This window comes from Gordonia sp. VNK21, assembly GCF_046098115.1.
Lineage (GTDB): Bacteria > Actinomycetota > Actinomycetes > Mycobacteriales > Mycobacteriaceae > Gordonia.
In genome coordinates, this window is record NZ_JBJURU010000014.1 from 44,307 (window position 1) to 62,912 (window position 18,606).

General features: G+C 71.4%; 16 protein-coding genes. 3 read left to right on the plus strand and 13 right to left on the minus strand.

Annotated features, from left to right (window positions below; translation table 11 throughout):
- Positions 1 to 66: 66 nt before the first annotated feature.
- The gene (locus tag ACJMNC_RS15450; RefSeq protein WP_408948853.1) at positions 67 to 1,908 is read right to left on the minus strand and encodes an NAD(P)-binding domain-containing protein; all 1,842 of its coding nucleotides are present in this window, start codon (positions 1,906 to 1,908) and stop codon (positions 67 to 69) included.
- 165 nt (positions 1,909 to 2,073) lie between these two features.
- On the opposite strand from ACJMNC_RS15450, the gene ACJMNC_RS15455 reads away from it, so the two are divergent.
- The 3 genes from ACJMNC_RS15455 (at position 2,074) to ACJMNC_RS15465 (ending at position 5,891) form a co-directional block, all read left to right on the plus strand.
- The gene (locus ACJMNC_RS15455) at positions 2,074 to 3,303 is read left to right on the plus strand and encodes a GAF domain-containing protein (RefSeq protein WP_408948854.1); all 1,230 of its coding nucleotides are present in this window, start codon (positions 2,074 to 2,076) and stop codon (positions 3,301 to 3,303) included.
- A gap of 122 nt (positions 3,304 to 3,425) precedes the next feature.
- The gene (locus ACJMNC_RS15460; RefSeq protein WP_408948855.1) at positions 3,426 to 5,051 is read left to right on the plus strand and encodes a substrate-binding domain-containing protein; all 1,626 of its coding nucleotides are present in this window, start codon (positions 3,426 to 3,428) and stop codon (positions 5,049 to 5,051) included.
- A gap of 81 nt (positions 5,052 to 5,132) precedes the next feature.
- Positions 5,133 to 5,891, plus strand: a complete 759-nt coding sequence (locus tag ACJMNC_RS15465) for a metallophosphoesterase (protein ID WP_408948878.1) — start codon at positions 5,133 to 5,135, stop codon at positions 5,889 to 5,891.
- Positions 5,892 to 5,897: 6 nt separating this feature from the next.
- Here the strand turns inward: ACJMNC_RS15465 and ACJMNC_RS15470 are convergent, their stop codons facing one another.
- From ACJMNC_RS15470 to ACJMNC_RS15525, 12 genes are all read right to left on the minus strand, one after another.
- On the minus strand, positions 5,898 to 7,217 hold the full coding sequence (locus ACJMNC_RS15470; protein ID WP_408948856.1) for an NtaA/DmoA family FMN-dependent monooxygenase: 1,320 nt from the start codon (positions 7,215 to 7,217) through the stop codon (positions 5,898 to 5,900).
- A complete protein-coding gene (locus ACJMNC_RS15475; protein ID WP_408948857.1) occupies positions 7,214 to 8,302 on the minus strand; it encodes an LLM class flavin-dependent oxidoreductase in 1,089 nt (362 codons plus the stop codon). The genes ACJMNC_RS15470 and ACJMNC_RS15475 overlap by 4 nt, the downstream gene beginning before the upstream one ends.
- A 1-nt stretch (position 8,303) precedes the next feature.
- On the minus strand, positions 8,304 to 9,335 hold the full coding sequence (locus ACJMNC_RS15480) for an aldo/keto reductase (RefSeq protein ID WP_408948858.1): 1,032 nt from the start codon (positions 9,333 to 9,335) through the stop codon (positions 8,304 to 8,306).
- A gap of 35 nt (positions 9,336 to 9,370) precedes the next feature.
- Entirely contained in the window at positions 9,371 to 10,396 is a 1,026-nt protein-coding gene (locus ACJMNC_RS15485; protein ID WP_408948859.1) for an aldo/keto reductase, read from the minus strand.
- Positions 10,397 to 10,519: 123 nt separating this feature from the next.
- A complete protein-coding gene (locus tag ACJMNC_RS15490) occupies positions 10,520 to 11,728 on the minus strand; it encodes an acyl-CoA dehydrogenase family protein (RefSeq protein WP_408948860.1) in 1,209 nt (402 codons plus the stop codon).
- Entirely contained in the window at positions 11,725 to 12,618 is an 894-nt protein-coding gene (locus ACJMNC_RS15495; protein WP_408948861.1) for an LLM class flavin-dependent oxidoreductase, read from the minus strand. The genes ACJMNC_RS15490 and ACJMNC_RS15495 overlap by 4 nt, the downstream gene beginning before the upstream one ends.
- A 15-nt stretch (positions 12,619 to 12,633) precedes the next feature.
- Positions 12,634 to 13,872, minus strand: a complete 1,239-nt coding sequence (locus tag ACJMNC_RS15500; protein ID WP_408948862.1) for an LLM class flavin-dependent oxidoreductase — start codon at positions 13,870 to 13,872, stop codon at positions 12,634 to 12,636.
- Positions 13,869 to 15,047 carry an acyl-CoA dehydrogenase family protein gene (locus tag ACJMNC_RS15505; RefSeq protein WP_408948863.1) on the minus strand — a complete coding sequence of 393 codons (1,179 nt, stop codon included), beginning with the start codon at positions 15,045 to 15,047 and terminating at the stop codon, positions 13,869 to 13,871. The genes ACJMNC_RS15500 and ACJMNC_RS15505 overlap by 4 nt, the downstream gene beginning before the upstream one ends.
- Positions 15,044 to 16,696, minus strand: coding sequence for a dipeptide ABC transporter ATP-binding protein (locus ACJMNC_RS15510; protein WP_408948864.1), 1,653 nt, complete (start codon positions 16,694 to 16,696; stop codon positions 15,044 to 15,046). Before ACJMNC_RS15510 ends, ACJMNC_RS15505 begins: the two co-directional genes overlap by 4 nt.
- A complete protein-coding gene (locus ACJMNC_RS15515) occupies positions 16,693 to 17,559 on the minus strand; it encodes an ABC transporter permease (RefSeq protein ID WP_408948865.1) in 867 nt (288 codons plus the stop codon). Before ACJMNC_RS15515 ends, ACJMNC_RS15510 begins: the two co-directional genes overlap by 4 nt.
- Positions 17,556 to 18,188: an ABC transporter permease gene (locus ACJMNC_RS15520; protein WP_408948866.1), complete on the minus strand. Its 633-nt coding sequence runs from the start codon at positions 18,186 to 18,188 to the stop codon at positions 17,556 to 17,558. Before ACJMNC_RS15520 ends, ACJMNC_RS15515 begins: the two co-directional genes overlap by 4 nt.
- 42 nt (positions 18,189 to 18,230) lie before the next feature.
- Positions 18,231 to 18,605 carry a hypothetical protein gene (locus tag ACJMNC_RS15525; RefSeq protein ID WP_408948867.1) on the minus strand — a complete coding sequence of 125 codons (375 nt, stop codon included), beginning with the start codon at positions 18,603 to 18,605 and terminating at the stop codon, positions 18,231 to 18,233.
- Position 18,606: the final 1 nt, after the last annotated feature.

Sequence of the window (18,606 nt, forward strand, 5' to 3'; positions counted from 1 at the left end):
CGGCCACCCCGCACACGACGAACCGCCCGGAGGCCGATCGGCCTCCGGGCGGTCCGCGTCGAGCGGTCAACTCAGATGGTGCACCGGGGCCAGCCCGTAGACGGGGGTGTCCAGACCCTCGAAGCGCGCCTTGAGCTGCAGGGCCAGGTACAGCGAGTAGTGCCGCGACTGGTGCAGATTGCCGCCGTGGAACCACAGCCCGGGCTGTTGGGTGGGCTTCCACATGTTGCGCTGTTCGCCCTCCCACGGACCGGGATCCTTGGTGGTCTCCGAGCCCAGCCCCCACACCTTGCCCACCCGGTCGGCCACGTCCTGGCCCATCAGATCGGCGGCCCAGCCGTTCATCGAGCCGTAGCCCGTGGCGTAGACGATCACGTCGGCCGGCAGTTCCGTGCCGTCGGTGAGCACCACCGAGTTCTCGGTGAGGCGGTCGACGCCGCCGTGCGCCAGCTTGATCGAGCCGTCGGCGACCAGCTCGCAGGCGCCGACGTCGATGTAGTAGCCGGAGCCGCGCCGCAGGTACTTCATGAACAGCCCGGAGCCGTCGTCGCCGAAGTCCAGGTCGAAGCCGGCCGCCTCGAGCCGGTCGTAGAAGTCCTTGTCCCGCTCCCGGATCCGGTCGTAGAGCGGGATCTGCCACTCGTGCATGATCCGGTACGGCATGGACGCGAAGGTCAGGTCGGCCTTCTTGGTGGTCATCCCGGAGTCCACCGCCTGCTGGCTGTAGAGCGCTCCGAGCCCGATCTCCATCAGCGAGTCCGACTTGACGATGTGGGTGGACGAGCGCTGCACCATGGTGGTGTCCACCCCGTTCTCCACCAGCGCCTTGGCGATGTCGTGTGCGGAGTTGTTGGCGCCGATGATCACCACCTTCTTGCCTGCGTAGGCGTCCGGACCCGGGTGCCGGCTGGAATGGTGCTGTTCGCCCGCGAAGACGTCCGCGCCGGGGAACGACGGGATGTTGGGCTTGCCGGACATGCCGGTGGCCAGCACCAGTTGCGTCGGGTAGAGCGTCAGCGGCTCGCCGTCGCGGATCAGTTCGACGGTCCAGCGCTGCTGTTCCTCGTCGTAGCGGGCACTGGTGCATTCGGTCTTCGACCAGTACGGCACCTCCATGACGCGGGTGTAGAACTCGAGCCAGTCGCCGATCTTGTCCTTCGGCGCGAACACCGGCCAGTTCTCCGGGAACGGCAGGTACGGGAGATGGTCGTACCAGACCGGGTCGTGCAGGCAGAGCGTCTTGTAGCGGCCGCGCCACTGGTCCCCGGGCCGGTCGTACTTGTCGACGACGAGCGAGGACACCCCGAGCTGACGCAGCCGGGCACCGAGCGCGATACCGCCCTGGCCGCCGCCGATCACCAGTACATAGGGCTGGACCGCCCGGCCGAGCTCGGCCTCCTCGTCCTCCTTCTTCTCCGCCCAGGACCGCCGGTCCGGGTCGGAGCCGTGCACGGCGCCGAGCGGACGGGAATGCCCGGTGGGCTCTTCGTGGCCGGTGAGCTCCTGCAGGGTGGTCAGCAGGGTCCAGCCCTGGTCCTGCCCGTCGGGGCCGGGCTTGAGCCGCAGGTGCCCTTCGCCGCGGCCGACGGCGGTCTCGAAGGCGATGAAGGCTTCGGCGACGCCGCCCTCGGATTCCACCGCGTCGTCGGTGGTGTGCCAGCCGGTGGGCGCGGTGTCGGCGAGCCGGGCACCGAGCATGGCGGCGATGTCGTCGCGCCCTTCGGAGGTCTTCAGGTTCCAGGTGAAGGCCACCAGGTCGCGCCAGAAGCCGTCGACGGCGAACAGCTCCGCGGCGCCGGCCGCGTCGCCCGCGCTGAGGGCTCCGTCGAGCCGGGCCAGCCAGTCCTCGATGCGCTGTTGCGGGCCGCGCACCGCAGCCTGGGTGTCGGGTTCGAGGGTCTGGGTCATGGTTCCTCCTGGGTCGTGCCGATCTGGATGTGAGCTACAGCACACTCCCGGCGGCATCGTGGCGGCAAGGGTTGCAGGGGGTTGCAGCCGGCCGGGCTTGACTCCCACCGGCCGGGGACGCACCCTCGAATGTGACTCGGAACACAGACGGTGCGGAGGTGGCACATGGCGGCGGACCAGGCGCCGGAGCCGGCGATGGCCGCGGGCGACGATCCGCGGGCCTTCGCCGCGGTGCTGCACGCCGTCTACGACGCACGGATGTCGGGCGATCGCGCCCCGGCCCGGCCGCGCGCGGTGATCGGCGACTCCTGGGACCGGGTGCAGCAGGCCGGCGTGGATCCCGACAGCGGCACGCCCACCCCGACACTGGACCGGACGCAGCTGGCGTTCCGGCGCAGCGAGTCCGGGCTCGGCGAGGTCCTCGATGCGGTGATGCATCACCTCGACACCCTGATCGCCGACGGCGACAACGTCCTGGTCGTCGCCGATGCGAACGGTCAGGTGCTCTGGCGGGACGGGCATCCGCAGGTGCTGTGCCGGGCCGACCGGCTCGGTTTCGCCGAGGGCGCGTCCTGGGCGGAGACGGCGGTGGGCACCAACGCCATCGGCACCGCCCTCGCCTCCGGGCGGGCGGTGCAGGTCTTCTCCGCCGAACACTTCGTGCGCAGCCATCACGCGTGGACCTGTGCGGGTGCGCCGATCCACGATCCGCGCACCGGCGGCGTGCTGGGCGTGGTGGATGTGAGCGGGCCCGCCGCCACCATCCACCCGACCACCCTGGCACTGGTCGATACCGTCGCCAAACTCGCCGAATCACAACTGCGCGAACGTCATCGCTCCCGGCTCGACACGCTGCGCACGGTGGCCGCCCCGATGCTGGCGCGTTCGTCGGGACCGGTGCTGGCCGTCGACGGCTTCGGCTGGGTGGCCGCCGTCGACGGGGTGTCGCCGCGCGAGCGGCTGCCGCTGCCGCAGGCGTGCCCGCCGGGCCGGCTGTATCTGCACGGCTTGGGCGACTGCGATCTGGAGCCGCTGCCCGGCGGCTGGCTGGTGCGGGTGACCGCCCCCGACGACGGGCGGACCCGGCAGGTGCTGCTGGAGATCCCCGGCGAGCAGGCCGCGGATCCGCTGGTGCGGGTGTCCGGCGCGGACGGCTCGTGGGTGCATCGGCCCTCGCCCCGCCACGCCCAGCTGCTGCGGCTGCTGGCCCGCAACCCGGGCGGGATGACGGCGGCCGAACTGGCGGTGGCACTGTTCGGCGACGCGGCGCGCACGGTGACGGTGCGCGCCGAGATCTCCCGGCTGCGCAAACGGTTCGGCGCCCTGCTGCTGGCCGAACCGTACCGCCTGGCCGCCACGGTGGTGCCGGTCGTCGACGGCACTCCGGCACCGTGACCTGCACGCGGACCGGCGGCTGAGCGTCCGGACCGTTCGGGCCGTTCACGATTCCCAGGTTTGATCTGAGTTGACCTCTCGGTAAGGTACCGGTGGCCGATCACACAGGGGAGCACATATACATGGGGCGTCACACTACGTCCGGCCGCATTGCGGCCGGCGGTACCGATGATCGTCGACGCTGGTTGTGGCCGCTGCTGGCACTGTCGGCGATCGCGATCCTCGCCTGTGCCTATCTGGTGTGGTTCACCGCTTTCCGGGGCTGCGGCGACCGCACCTCGGTGACCGTCGTCACCGATCCGACGATGTCGGACACCGTCGACGCGGTGGCCGGCGCGGTGCCCGACGACGAGTGCTACTCCTTCCACGTCGAACGGATCCAGGCCTCCGACATCCCGTCCCGGGTCACCGACACCGAGAACGCGCCCGACCTGTGGGTCTCCGATTCGCAGGAACGCTCGCGCCGGATCCTCGGCCAGATCGATCAGACCCCCGAGTACGTGTCCGAGTCGCTGGCCACCACACCCACGGTGATCGCCGGCAAGAGCGTTCCCGAACTCGACAGCTGGGTGGACGTGATGACGCTGCCGGACCTGCGGATGGGTTCGCCGGTGGAGACCTCCACCGGCGACAGTCCCGTGGTGGGCGCGCTCACCGAGGTGCAGGCGGGCAAGCTCACCCAGAAGCAGTTGCTGGGGGCGTTGACCACCCTGGGCCAGCAGCAGAACAATGCGCGGCCGGCATTCGACACGGACGCCACCCGGCTGACGACGGCCGCCGACGGCCAAGCGCCGGTGGTGACCACCGAGCAGCAGTTCCTGCGGTTCACCAAGCTGCACCCGAATTCCGGTCTGCAGCAGTCGATGCCGGCCAGCGGTGCAGTCCTGCTGGAGTTTCCGCTGGTGAACACGGCACGACCGGAGAACAGGCAGAAGGCGGCCGAGGCCGGCGCGCTGCTGGCCGCCGCGGCGGCGTCCGATTCGGGCCGCAAGGCACTCAGCGACGCGGGATTCCGGGCCGCGGACGGCACCGGCGTCGGCGATCCGGTGGCACCGCTCAAGCTGGCCGATCCAGACCAGATCGACACCGCCCTGCAGCAGTGGCAGGTGGTCTCGGTGCCGATGCGCACGATCGTCGCCCTGGACGGTTCGGGTTCGATGGAGCAGGCGGCCGGCAGCGGAACACGCGCACAGCTCCTGTCCCAGGCCTGCCTGACCGCACTGCAGATCCTGCCGAACAATGCGCAGGTCGGCGGCTGGCTGTTCGGGGTGGACAAAGGCGGGCAGGGACAGGACTGGGACGAGTTCGCCCCCATCCGCCGCCTCGATGCTCAGGACGGCGACCAGACGCACCGCGAGTTGCTCGGCGCGCGCACCAAGCAGGCGATGCGTACGCGCCTCGGCGGCGGCACCGGTCTGTACGACACCACGCTGGCGGCCTTCAAGGCCGTCCAGAAGAACTGGGATCCCAAGTACAGCAACAGCGTCATCATCATGACCGACGGCGCCAACGAGGATCCGAACGGGATCTCGCTCGATCAGCTGCTCGGCGAACTGAAGACGCTGCAGGATCCGGCCCGCCCGGTGATCGTGGTGACCATCGGCATCTCCGACGACGCCGACACCGCCTCGCTGAAGCAGATCGCCGAGGCCACCGGCGGCACCACGCACGTCGAGCGCAAGGCGAGCGACATCCGCACTGTGCTCGTCGACGCGATCTCCGCCCGGGTCGCCGCCGCGGGCCGCTGACCGGCGCCGGGCCGGCCGCCCGGCGGCGTCTAGGCTGGAGACGTGTCCGCAGGCGCGGACGGTTCCGGCCCGGAGGTATCGATGTACGTCGTCGCTCAGATCAGCGACCTGCACTTCAACGGCACCCCCGGGAACCGGGCCCGGGTGCACGGCGTACTGGACTACCTGACCTCCTGCGACGGACCGATCGACGCTCTGCTGGTGACCGGAGATCTGACCGATCACGGCGCCGCCGCGGAGTACCGGGAGGCACTGGAGAATCTGGTGGTGCCGTGGCCGCGGGCGCTGCTGCTGGGAAACCACGACGATCGGGCCGAGTTCACCGGCGTCGCCGCCGGTGCCGCGAGTGCCGAGCCGGTCAATTCAGCGCTGCTGCTGCCGGGTACGCCGGAGCGCCCGGGCGGCCTGCTGATCCTGGCCCTGGACTCGTCGATCCCCGGCCGGGCCGACGGCGAGCTGAGCGAGGAGACCCTGGCATGGGCGGCCGCACAGATCCGCGCCGCCGACGGCGCCCAGGTGCTGCTGGCCTTCCACCATCCGCCGACCACGATCGGCATGCCGTTCATGGACGACATGCGCCTCTTCGACGCGAGCGGCCTCGAGCAGTTGATCGCCGATCACCCGAACATCGTGGGCGTCGCGGTGGGTCACGCCCACACCGCAGCGGCCACCGTCTTCGCCGGCCGCCCGCTGATCGTCGGACCCGGGGTGGCGTCGACGCTGAACCTGCCCGTCGAGGACGGCGGCATCATCAACGCCTCCCAGGGCCCGGGCCTGGTCTTCCACCTGATCGACGGCCACCGGATGACCTCGCACTTCCGGGTCATCGACTCCTGGTGAGCCGGCTCAGCCGCCGACGTCCGCCGGCACCGCCCCGAACAGCCGGTCGCGCAACGAGCCCGCCGGGTAGTCACGCCGGAACAGACCCCACTCCTGCAGCAGGGGCACCACCAGGCCGGTGAAGTTGGCGGCGTCGACGGCGCTGTCGGCCGGCATCACGGTGAAGCCGTCGGCCGCCCCGGCCGCATACCAGTCACGCAGGTCCGCGGCCACCGTCTCCGGGCCGCCGACCACTAGCCGATGACCGGAGCCGCCGGCGCTGGCGATCACCAGCTCGCGCGGGGTGACCGGGCGCTGTGCGATCAGCGACCGCAGCGCCCGGCTGAAGCCGGCCGAGAAGGCGTCGTCGGGCAGCTCGTCGGGCAGGTCGGCGGCGGTGATCGGATCGTCCGGGCCGAAGGCCCGCGGGTCGAGCCCCAGCCCGTGCAGCAGCCCCGCGCCGAGCCGCTCGATCGGCAGGGTCGCGGCCAGCTCCGTCAGCCGCTGCTGCGCCTCGGCATCGGTGCGCCCGACCAGCACCACCACCCCGAGGGAGACCTTCACCTGCTCCGGACCGCGGCCGGCCTGCACGGCCGCCGCGTGGACTTCCGAGCGGAAGGCGACAGCCTCGTCCGCGGTCTGCGCGACGGTGAAGACCACGTCGGCGAAGCGGCCGGCCAGCGCCAGCCCGCCCGCGGATCCGCCGGCCTGCACCAGCACGGGGCGCCCCTGCGGCCCGGGCGGTGTGGGCAGCGGACCGGCCACACTGAAGTACTCGCCGCGATGATCCAGCGACCCGATGCGCGCGGTGTCGGCGTACCGCCCGGACTCCTTGTCCGCGATCAGCCAGTCCGGCTGCCAGCCGTCCCACAAGCCGGTCACCACCTCCAGGAACTCGGTGGCCCGCCGGTAGCGTTCGGCCCGGCCAGGATGTCTCTCGAGCCCGAAGTTCGCCGACGCCGACGCGGCCGCCGTCGTCACGATGTTCACCGCCGCCCGCCCCTTGGTCACATGATCGAGGGTCTGGAACCGGCGAGCCAGGTTGTACGGCGAATTGAAGGTGCTGGAACTGGTGATCACCACGCCGACCCGCTCGGTGCGTGCGGCCACATGCCCGAGCAGCACCAGCGGATCGAGTCCGCTGCCCGGCGCCGACGCGATCTCCCCGCGCAGCGCCGGGGCGTCGCCGAGGAAGACGGCATCGAGCTTCGCGTCCTCGGCCAGCCGGGCCAGCCGCACGAAGTTGTCGACGTCGAGATAGGCCAGCGGATCCGCCTCGGGCAGCCGCCACGCCTGCCGGAAGTGCCCCGGGGTGAGCAGCGACAGGTTCAGGTGCAGGCCGGTCACGACGCCGCCCCCGCGACCTGCGCGGACCGCCGTCGCACCAGTTCGGGCACCAGCTGCCCCGCCGTCTCCTGCAGCAACCGCAGATGTTCGGCGTGACCTGGAACTCCGGGGACGAAGCTGACCAGCAGGTCGGTGGCCAGCGCCACCGCCGGATCCCGGGCCAGGGTCGCGGCGATCTCCTCGCTGGGCCCGAGCAGCGCCCCGTCGGCGGCCAGATACTCCTCGACGGTCTCCGCCGGTTTCGGCTCCCCCGAGGTGCTCCAGCTCTGCCAGCGCCGCACACCCGGCGTCACCAGCCGCACCGCCTGGTCGCGGTCCCGATGCGGGTACACGGCCCGGGAGACCTGCACCCGCGGGGCGGCGCCCACCGCCGCAGACGCCTCTCGGTAGGCGCGGATCCAGTCCGCCTGCTCGCGACGGGCCGCGGCCGCATCACCGGCACCGCGCCAGACGTTGGCGCGGGACAGCGCGAGCCCGTCGCCGGCGCGGCCGGCCGCCTCCGCCGCGGCGATCGCATGCTCCGGATGACTGGTCGTGGCCTGCCACAGACGTTGCCGCACAGCGGTTCCCGACGGGTGGAGGCGCTCCCCGGCGGTGTTCAGGGGGCGGCCGTCGAGCACCTCGTGCAGCCGCCGCACCGAGTTCGCGTAGATCCGGTGCCGATCGCCCAGGTCCCGCCCGAAGGCTTCCCAGGCGCTCGGGAAGGGACCCGACCCCACCCCGAGTTCCAGGCGCCCGCCGGAGAGCGCGTCCAGGGTGACGGCGTCCTCGGCCACCCGCAGCGGGTCGTCGAGAGGCAGCACGTAGACGCCGGTGCCCAGCCGGATCCGGCTGGTGTGTTCGGCGATCGCCGCCAGCAGCACCAGCGGCGAGGAGACGTGTTCGTTGCCCTGCCGGAAGTGCCGGTGGATCACCCAGCCGGAGTCGTATCCCAGCTCCTCGGCGGCGACGAAGAGCTCGATCGCCTCCCGGTAGGCCTGCCCCGGTTCCACGTCCCGATCCAGGTGCAGCAGAAAGCCCAGTCGCAGGGTCGGCGCCGGTATCGCGTTGCGCGCCAGGGAGTCCGGGGAATCCGGGGTACTCATGTCAGGCCGCCAGTCCGGTCCCGTGCACACCGTGCTCGTCGATGATCGCCAGCTCGTCGTCGGTCAGTTCGGGGAAGTCCAGCGCCGCCACATTGTGGTCGAGCTGCCACACCGAGCTCGCACCGATCAGCGCCGAGCTGATCTCCGGCCGCCGCAGCACCCACTGCAGGGCCAGCTGGGCCAGGGACTGACCGCGGGCGGCGGCGAGTTCGTTGAGCCGGGCCGCCCGCTCCCGGTAGCCGTCGGTGATCACGTCCGGATTCAGGAAGGTGCTGTTGACCGCCCGCGCGCCGTCCGGAATGGACTCGAGGTACTTGTCGGTGAGCAGCCCCTGGGCCAGCGGCGAATAGACGATCAGCCCGAAGCCGTCCTGTTCGGCCAGCTCCAGCAGTCCGTTGCGCTCGACGCTGCGATCGAAGATCGAGTACCGAGGCTGATGGATGAGCAGCGGCACCCCGGCCTCGCGCAGCAGCACCGCCGCCTCGTGGGCGCGATCGGGCTGATAGTTGGAGATGCCGGCATAGAGCGCCTTGCCCTGCTGCACCGCCGAGACCAGCGCTTCCACGGTCTCTTCCAGCGGGGTGTTCAGGTCCGGGCTGTGGCTGTAGAAGATGTCGACGTAGTCGGTGCGCAGGTCGCGCAGGCTGTGCTCGAGCGAGGTGAGCAGCGACTTGCGGGAACCGCCCTTCAGATAGGGACTGGCACCGATCGCATTGCCGGCCTTGGTCGAGAGGATCAGCTCGTCCCGGTAGGGCGCGAGGTCCTCGGCGAGCACCCGGCCGAAGTTCTGCTGCGCGGCCCGGTGCGGGGGCCCGTAGCGGTCGGCGTTGTCGAAGTGGGTGATGCCCAGATCGAAGGCGTGGCGGATGATCTCGCGCTGCGTCTCGAAGGGGTAGTCGGTGCCGAACTTCTGCCAGAGGCCGAACGAGAACGACGGCAGCTGCAGGCCGGAGTCGCCGGTGCGGCGGAAGCTCGCGTTCTCGTAGCGGTCGGTATCGGCGGTGTAGACGGTGTCGACGGGTCCGTAGGACATGAGGGTTCCTTTCGGGAGGTACGGGGGTGGGGGCGTCAGCGGCGGCGCAGCGCGGCCGGCTGCAGCGACGGCGTGTTGCGTCCGGTGTCCCGGTCGTGGAACTGGGTTCCCGGTTCGACGATGGCGTCGACCGCGTCGAGGATCTCGTCGGACAACTGCACCTGCGCGCCGCGCAGATAGGCATCGAGGTGTTCGCGGGTACGGGGACCGATGATCACGCTGCTGACCGCGGGATGGTTCAGCGCGAAGGCCACCGCCAGCTCCACCAGGCTCAGATCGTTCTGCTCGGCCAGCGCGGCGAGCGCGTCGGCGGCGGCCAGCTTGTGCCGGTTGGCCGGGGCGTCGACGTCGAAGCGGCCCGGAATCAGGTCGGCGCGCGCCGATTCCGGTTGTGCGCCGCCGATCCGGTACTTGCCGGAGAGCCAGCCGGCGGCGAGCGGACCGTAGGTGAGCACGCCCACCCCGTATTCGCGGACTGTGGGAAAGACCTCGCGTTCGGCGCCCCGGACGAGCAACGAATAGGGCAACTGCTCGGTGTGCGGCGCGATCAGCCCGTGCTTCTCGGCCAGCCAGTGCGCCCGGACCTGTTCGTGCGCCGGGAACACCGAGGTTCCGTAGTAGCTGATCTTGCCGGCCCGGATCAGGTCGTTGAGGGTCTGCAGGGTTTCGAGCAGGTCGGTCTCCGGATCCGGGCGGTGGGCCTGATAGAGGTCGATGTGATCGGTGCCCAGCCGGCGCAGGCTGTCCTCGACGGCCTGGGTGATCCAGCGCCGGGAGTTGCCGGCGTGCGACGGGTCGTCGCCGATCTGGAAGTGGAACTTGGTGGCCAGGAAGACGCGGTCCCGGCGCCCGCGCAGGGCTCTGCCGACGATCTCCTCGGTGACCCCGTCGGCATAGGCGTCGGCGGTGTCGACCACCCGGATGCCGGCGTCGAGGGCGGCGTCGACGATGCGCAGGCTCTCCTCCTCGCTCTGCCAGCGGCCGAAGTTCATGGTGCCCAGCGTCAACGGGGTGACGCGCACCCCGGTGCGGCCGAGAGTGCGGTCGAGTTCAACGGACATGGGAGTATCCGGTTCCTTTCGTGAAGGTCGTGAGTGTCGTACGAGGTGGTGCGGGTGATGACGCCGCCGGCGGGTCGCACCGCGCGGCGGCGTGGTCGGGTCGGGGCGGTCGGGTCGGGGCGGTCAGAACAGGCCGGTGGTGGGCGGCTCCTCCCCGGTGAGGTGGTAGGCCCCGGCCACCGCCGCCTTCCACTGCCGCGGATTGTGATTGGCTGCGGTCCGGGCGTTGCGCCAGTGCCGGTCGAAGCCCAGCGAGCGGTCGGTGATGGAGCCGCCGCCGACGTCGAAGAGCAGTTCTGCGGCCCGCAGCGCCGACTCGATCGCGATCTGACCGGCACCGGCCACCCGGACCGCGGCCCGGGCACCGGCCTCGCGCGCCGCCGAACCGGTCAGCCCGCGCAGTTCCTGCAGGGCCTCGGCGGCCTGGACGACGACGGCCTCCGCGGCCTGCGCCCGAGCCGCGATCTCCCCCACCGTGATCCGCACATACGGATCCTCGGCACTGGTGGCGGCCGTGCTGTGCTTGATCGGCCGTGCCTTCTCCCGGACGAAGCTCACCGCGTCGTCGAGGGCGCGTGCGGCCACCCCGGCCTGCACCGCCGCCAGATACAGCTGCGCGAACGAACCGGTCCACGGATTGTCCGGCGTCTGCTCGGCGACGATCACCACCTCCTCATCCGAGACCCACACCTCGTCGAGCACCGTGGTGCCGCTCTGCGTGAGCCGCTGGCCGACGGCGTCGAAGTCGTCGAGCCGTTGCAGGCCGGGCCGGTCCACCGGGATGGTGAAGCGGATGACGGTGCCGTCCTCGGTGACGGCCTGGGTGGAGAAGTAGGAGGCGTACAGGCCGCCGGTGGAGTAGAACTTGCGGCCGGTGACCAGATAGCCGTCGGCGTGGCGGCGAGCCGTGGTGGAGACGCTGCCGCTGGCGCCGCCGTTGCGTTCGTTGCCGGTGCCGACGAACAGCGCCCCGGTGCGCAGCCGGTCCAGAGTGACCGCGCGCAGCGGTCCGTCCGGGCGTTCGGCCACCTGGTGCGCAGCCAGGAAGGTGGGCCGCAGGGCTTGCGCGACACTCGAATCCGCGCGCGAGATGGCCGACACCAGTTCGACGGCGTCGCGCACCGTGCCGCCCGCACCGCCCTCGGTCACCGGGATCTCGGTCAGGCCGATTCCGGCCCGGGCCAGTTCGGCGACCTCGCCGAAGGCGTAGTCGCGCCGGGCTTCCCGGGCGTGTGCGGTGGCCGCCAGGGTCGCGAGCACCGGTGCGATGGTCTGCCGGATCCCGGAGACGCCGTCGACGGCGATGCGTTCGGCGGGAACGGTGACGGTCATCGGCCCGCCCCCGCCGGCACGGGATCGGCGCTGAGAACGGCCTGCAGCGTGGTCGGGGAGGCGGTGTGCAGGCGCGGCGCCACCGAGCGGATCGCGTGCACCGCCTCGTCCGGGGTCGTCACGCTCAGCACCACCCCGGTCAGCGGGTATTCGCCCCGCAGCCGGCGCAGCTCGGGAACCCCGGTGTCTGCCGGTGCGGTCAACAGCAGTGCGGGCCGGCGCCGTGCCGCAGCGAACTCGGCGATCGCCGCCGGCAACTGATCTGCGGTCAGCAGCACAGCGTCGGCCGTATCGGCGATGCGGCGGTAGCCGAGGACGTGCGGATCGGCGGCCAGCAGCACCGGGCGTCCCTGCGGCGAGGCGGGCCCGTCGAGCGGCCCGCGCACCCGGTAGTAGTCGCCCTCGTGGTCGATGGGGGTCAGCTGCGCGTCGTCGATCACCCGGCCCGCGTCCTGATCGCCGATCAGCGCCGAGGCCGGAAACGACTCCCACAGCTCCCGCAGGATCCTGCTGTACTCGCTCCACCGCTCCGCCGGATCGGCGGGCCCGTCCGGGGTCAGCGCAGCACTGACCTCGTCGCCGCCGCCGGCCCGCAGCACCAGCCCGGTCCGGCCGCCGCTGGCCCGGTCCACCGAGGCCGCCCGGCGGGCGAGGTTGTAGGGGGCGTTGCCGGTGGTCGGCGCGTCGAAGACGATCGGCAGTCCGGGATAGCGGTCGGCCAGGTAGGCGGCGACCAGCGAGGGATCGAGGCCGCGGTGCGGGACACCTGGATCGGTCAGCCGCAGGCCGGCCAGACCGGCGGCGCCGGCGAGCGCGGCGATGGTGCCGGCGTCATCCGGGGAGATCGCCCCCGGGCGGTCGTCGACGGAGAATTCGAGGAAGACAGTCATCGGTGAGACACGCTCCTAGATGGCGCTGATCAGCGGGTTGGTGGACGGCTGCGGGACGGCCGGTGCGGCCAGCCCCAGATGGTCGCGCAGAGTGCCGGAACGGTATTCGGAGCGGAACAGGCCGCGGCGCACCAGTTCGGGCACCAGCTGGTCGGCGAAATCGTCGAAGCCCGAGGGCAGCACGTCGGGCATCACGTTGAAGCCGTCGGCGGCGCCGGAGCGGAACCAGACCTCGATGTCGTCGGCGACCTGTTCGGGCGTCCCGACGACGATGCGGTGCCCGCCCCCTCCGGAGAGCTTCACCAGCAACTGACGCAGAGTGGGATTCTCGCGCTCGATGATGCCGCGGATGACCCGGTAGAAGGTCTGCGAGCCGGCCGCCGAATCCGGATCGCGGAGTACCTCCGGCGGAATCGGCGCGTCGTCGTCCAGTTCATCGAGATCCACCCCGAGCTGGCCGCCCAGCCGCGCCCGGGCGTAGGCGTCGGGCAGCAGCTCGTCGAGCAGCTCCCGGCGCCGGATCGCCTCGGCCTCGGTGCTGCCCAGGACCGTGGACAGACCGGGTAGCACCACCAGGGCATCCGGGTCGCGCCCGTACCGCCGGGCCCCGTCCCGCAGTTCGGTGCGGAAGGCCCGGGCCTTGTCCAGATCCTGCTCGGCGGAGAAGACCACCTCGGCGGTGCGAGCGGCGAGCTGCTTGCCATCACTGGAACCGCCGGCCTGCACCACCACCGGCCGGCCCTGCGGGGAGGCCAGTTCCTCTCGCGAGTCCCACTGCGCCACCACGTATTCCACCAGGTGCGCCGCGCGCCGGTAGCGCAGTCCGTGTTCGGGTTCGGCGGTCCGCCCGAAGTTCGCGGCGGCCGCCGCACCGGCGGTGGTCACCACATTCCAGCCGAACCGGCCGCGACTCAGAAAGTCCAGGTCGCCGAGCCTGCGGGCCAGCTCGTCGGGATCGTTGTACGACGACGAGAGGGTGCCGATCAGACCGATGCGGTCGGTGGCGGCCGCCAGCCGGGCGAGCACCGTCGTGGGTTCGAGGCTGTTGCCCGTCCGGTGCGCGGTATGCGGATCCAGAACCGGACCGTCGGCCAGGAAGACCGCATCCAGATGCGCCTTCTCGGCTTTCCTGGCGATCGAGATGTAGTGCTCCACACCGTAACTGGCCAGTGCATCGGTGCCGGGAAAGCGCCACGATCCGCCGAAGACGCCGGCGTTGAGGATGTTCACGTTCAGGTGGAGCTGATCGGTCATGACAGTGTCCTTTCGGCGGAGGTGTAGTAGCCGGAGACCGGCAGGACGTCGTTGACGAAGAAGTCTCCGACCACCCGCGGCTTGTAGACGATCGGATTGTGGGAGGCCAGGGTGCGGGCATTGCGCCAGTGCCGGTCCAGGCCGACCGGGGCGCGCACCGCACTCGAGCCGCCGGCGTCGAAGGCGTGGGCGGCGGCGTCGAGGACCGCTTCGACGATCGCGGTCTGCGCCGCCGAGGTCTCCACATAGGCGGTGGCGAAGCTCTCCTCGCGGTCGTCACGGTGAGCCTGCTGGAGTCGGTCGGCGGCATACCCGAGGAGGCTGCGGGCGGCGATCCGGCGGGCGTGCAGCCGGCCGATCACCGCGAGCACGTCCGGATCCTCGGCGGCGATCTGGCTCAGCGCGTGCCTGCCGGTACGGCTGCGGCCGCGCACCAGCGTCACCGTCTCGTCGACCAGGTTGTCCGCGATCCCGGCGAGATTGGCCAGGTGAACGATCTGCACGAAGGAGTCCAGACCGGCCAGCGAGGTCTCGTCGCGGCCGATGTCGCCGTCCGGCTGCACCGGCACCGAGGTGAAGACCGTGGTGCCGCTGCCCGTCTGCCGCTGCCCCACCCCGTCCCAGTCGTCGACGTGCCGCACGCCTCCGTCCCGGGCGTCGACCACCACGAAGCGCCGGTGGCCGTCGTCGTCGACGGCTGCGACCCGCAGGAAGTCGGCGAACCGGGCACCGGTGGAATAGAACTTGGTGCCGCTGACGACCCGCTCGCCGGTGCCGTCGGCGAACACCCGGGTGGGTGGGCCGGCGGCCGCGCTGGCCGCCGGCTCGGTCTGGGCGTTGCCGAACACCGCGCCGGCACCGACGGCGGTCAACCAGCGGTGCCGCACCGCGGGATCGGTCTCCCGCAACAGGATCTCGACGGTGGTGAAGTGCCCGCGCCAGATCTGCGGAAGATTCGAGTCGGCCCGGCCCGCCCGGCGGAGCAGCTCGAACAGCGTCGGCAGATCCACCCCCAGACCGCCGTATTCGGTGGGCACCCGCAGCCGGCCGAAGCCGGCCCGGGCCAGCGCCCGCACCAGTGCGTACGGGTGTTCTCCCCGCCGTTCGCGTTCCGCGGCACCGACGGCGGCCTCGTCGATCACCTGGTCGATGGCCGAGAAGGCGGTCGCACTCATGCGACCGGCTCCGCGGCGGCGAGCCGGCGGCCGGCGATGGCGGCCAGCAGCGTCCGGGTGTACTCCTCGCGGGGCGCCTCGAAGATCTGCGCCACCGGCCCCTGCTCCACGATGCGTCCGTCCCGCATCACCGCCACCCGGTCGGAGATGGCCGAGACGACGGCAAGGTCGTGCGAGATGAAGACGTAGGTCAGGCCGCGGTCGGCCTGCAACCGCTGCAGCAGACTCACGATCTGGGCGGCCACCGAGACGTCGAGGGCCGAGATCGGCTCGTCGAGCACCAGAATCTTCGGCTGGGCGACCAGCGCCCGGGCGATCGCCACCCGCTGGCGCTGCCCGCCGGACAGCTGGGCCGGATGCCGGTCGGCGAAGTCTGCGGGGAGAGCGGCGGATTCGAGGGCCTCCAGTACGGCGTCGCGGTGCCGTGAACGCCGGCGCGAGGGCCGTTCCGCTCCCCGCTCGAAGGCTCTCAGCGGTTCCTCGACCACGTCGAAGACCGTCCAGCGTGGATCGAACGACGAGTACGGGTTCTGATAGACGATCGCCACATCCTTGCGCAACGGCCGGAACTCGCGGCGGCTCAGTCCGGTGACGTCGGTGCCGAGCACCTCCACCCGTCCCCCGCCGGCCTGGGTGAGGCCGGTGAGGATCCGGGCCGTAGTGGACTTTCCGCTGCCGGATTCACCGACGATCGACAGGGTCTGCCCGGCCGGCACCGTGAAGGAGACGTCGCGCAGCACCTGGACGTCGCCGTAGTTCTTCTGCAGTCCCGACACCTCGATGGCCGGCGGCTCCGACGCGGCATCGGGACGGGTCGCGCGGACCGGCCGCGCACTGCGGCTGGGCACCGCGTCGAGCAGGGCCCGGGTGTACTCGTGCTGCGGTGCGGCAATCACCTCGGCGGTCGATCCCAGTTCGACGATCCGCCCGGCCTGCATCACGCCGAGCACGTCCGACCGGTCGGCGGCCACACCCAGATCGTGCGTCACCAGCACCACGGCCGTCGACAGCCGCCGGGCCAGTTCGCCGATCAGGTCGAGCACCTGTTTGGCGACGGTCGCATCCAGGCCGGAGGTGGGTTCGTCGGCGATGATCAGGTCGGGGTCGGCGGCGACGGCCGCGGCCACCAGCACGCGCTGGCGCATGCCGCCGGACAGCTCGTGCGGATACTGCCGGAAGCGTCGTTCGACGTCGGTGAAACCGACGGTGCCGAACAGCTCGTAGACGCGTTCCCGGCGCTCGTCGGCGGTCAGCTCGGTGTGCAGCCGCAGCACGTCCTCCACCTGGTGCCCCACCCGGCGCAGCGGGTCGAGGGAGACCGACGGATCCTGCGGGATCAGGCTGATGGACCGGCCGCGCAGATCGCGCCAGCCCTTGCGGTCCAGGCCGGTCAGTTCACGGCCACGGAAATCGATACTGCCGGAAAGGATCTCGCCGTTCTCCGGGAGCAGGCCGAGCACGGCGTGACCGGTGGTGGTCTTTCCCGAACCGGACTCGCCGACCAGGGCGAGGGTCTGACCGGTCCGCACCTGGAAGTTCACGCCGTGCAGCACCGGCAGCACCCGGCCGGCCAGTGCCGAGGCACCCGGTCGGCCCTTGCGGTAGCCGACGGTCAGGTCGTCGACGGACAGGATGACGTCGTCGCTCATGAGGGATTCCGTTTCTGCAGATGGGCCGAGACCCGGTTGGCGGCGAGCACCACGGCGACGATGGTCAGCGCGGGATAGAGCGTCAGCCAGCCGCGGGTGGCGATGAAGCGGCGGCCGTCGGCCACCAGCAGTCCCCATTCGGGGTCCGGCGGCTGGGCGCCGAGCCCGAGGAAGCTCAGCGAGGCGATCCAGATGATCGCCACCCCCAGCTGCACGCCGAGCAGGGCCAGCACCGGTGCGAACGAGTTGGGCAGTACGTGCCGCCGCAGGATCGCCCCGGTGGAGGTGCCGCTGGTGACCGCGGCCTCCACGTACTGGCTCACCCGCACCTTGAGCACCTCGGCGCGGATCAGCCGGGCGAAGGTGGCGGCCGAGGTCAGTCCCACCGCCAGTGCGGCCGGCACCAGCCCGGCCCCGCCGGTCTTGGCGGCGTAGATCACCACGATCGAGATCGCCAGCAGGAAGCCGGGGATCGACAGGATGACATCGATCGCCCGCATCACGAGGTTGTCGGTGAAGCCTCCGAACCAGCCGGCGACGGCCCCGAGGATCGAGCCGACGACACCGGCGATGGAGACGGCCAGAGCCGCCCCGATCAGTGAGGCGCGAGCGCCGTACACGGTGCGCGCGTACATGTCCCGGCCCAGCAGGTCGGTGCCGAACCAGTGCTCGGACGACGGCGGCTGCAGCCGGCTGGCCTGGTCCACGGCCACCGGATCGAAGGAGGTGAACAGTCCCGGAGCGACGGCCCAGAACACGGCCAGGCCGAGCACCAGGGCGGCCAGCGTCACCGACCAGTAGGTGCGCACCCAGGCCAGGGCCGGGGCCGCCGAACGGACGGTGGGAGCGGTGAGCGTGGTCATGGCATCGCCACCCCCGCCGGCACCGCGGCCGGCTGCTGTGTGCGGTGACGCCAGCCCGGTCGCACCCGCCGGACGAGCCGGGAGGGCGCGGTGCCCGAGGCTGCGGTCCGCTCCGAGCCGCCGGTCACGATGCGCGGATCGATGAGCGGATAGGCCAGGTCCACCAGCAGATTCGCCGAGACGTACGCCAGCGCCGCCACCAGGACCACACCCTGCAGTACCGGCAGATCCTGGGTGCTCACCGCCGAGATGGTGAGCTGGCCCAGCCCGTTGCGGGCGAAGACCGCCTCGGTGACCACCGAGCCGGCGAGCAGTTCGCCGACGGCCAGACCGGCCAGGGTGAGCACCGGCAGCGCCGAGTTCCGCAGCACCCCGCGCCGGAAGGCGTAACCCTCCCCGGCGCCGCGGGCGTACAGCACGTGCACGAACGACTGCCGGCGGGTGCGCTCGATGGAACCGGTGAAGACCTGCGAGAGCGGTGCGGCGATCAGGATGCCCAGGGTGGCCGCCGGAGCGATCAGCGCCGCGACGGTGCCGTCGTCGGCCGACGGGATCACCTGCAACTGGAAGGCCAGGAACTGCAGCGCCAGCACACCGACCACGAAGGTCGGAATCGAGGCGAAGACCACGGGCAGCGAGGCGATCAGGCCACGCAGCCAGGACCAGCGCGCCTAGTTGGCCAGCAGTCCGATGAGCGCGGCCAGCGCCAGCCCGATCACCAGGGCCAGGGCGGTCAGGGCCAGCGTCGACGGCAGCGCCTCGCCGAGCAGCTCCGCGACCGGCCGGCCGTTGGTGATCGAATAGCCCAGATCACCCTGGAAGAGGCCGCCGAGACTGTCCAGGTACTGCCGCCACAGCGGGCGATCGAGCCCGTAGTAGGCGATCAGTGCCTGTGCCGACTCGGGCGAGAGCTGCGCTTCCGGATTCTGCACCTTGTTGGTGACGGCGTCGCCGGGCAGCGCACTCAGCAGCAGGAACGAGAGGGTGTAGGCGGCCCACAGGACCGCGGCCGCCGCGGCCAGGCGCCGCACGATGTAGCGGGTCATG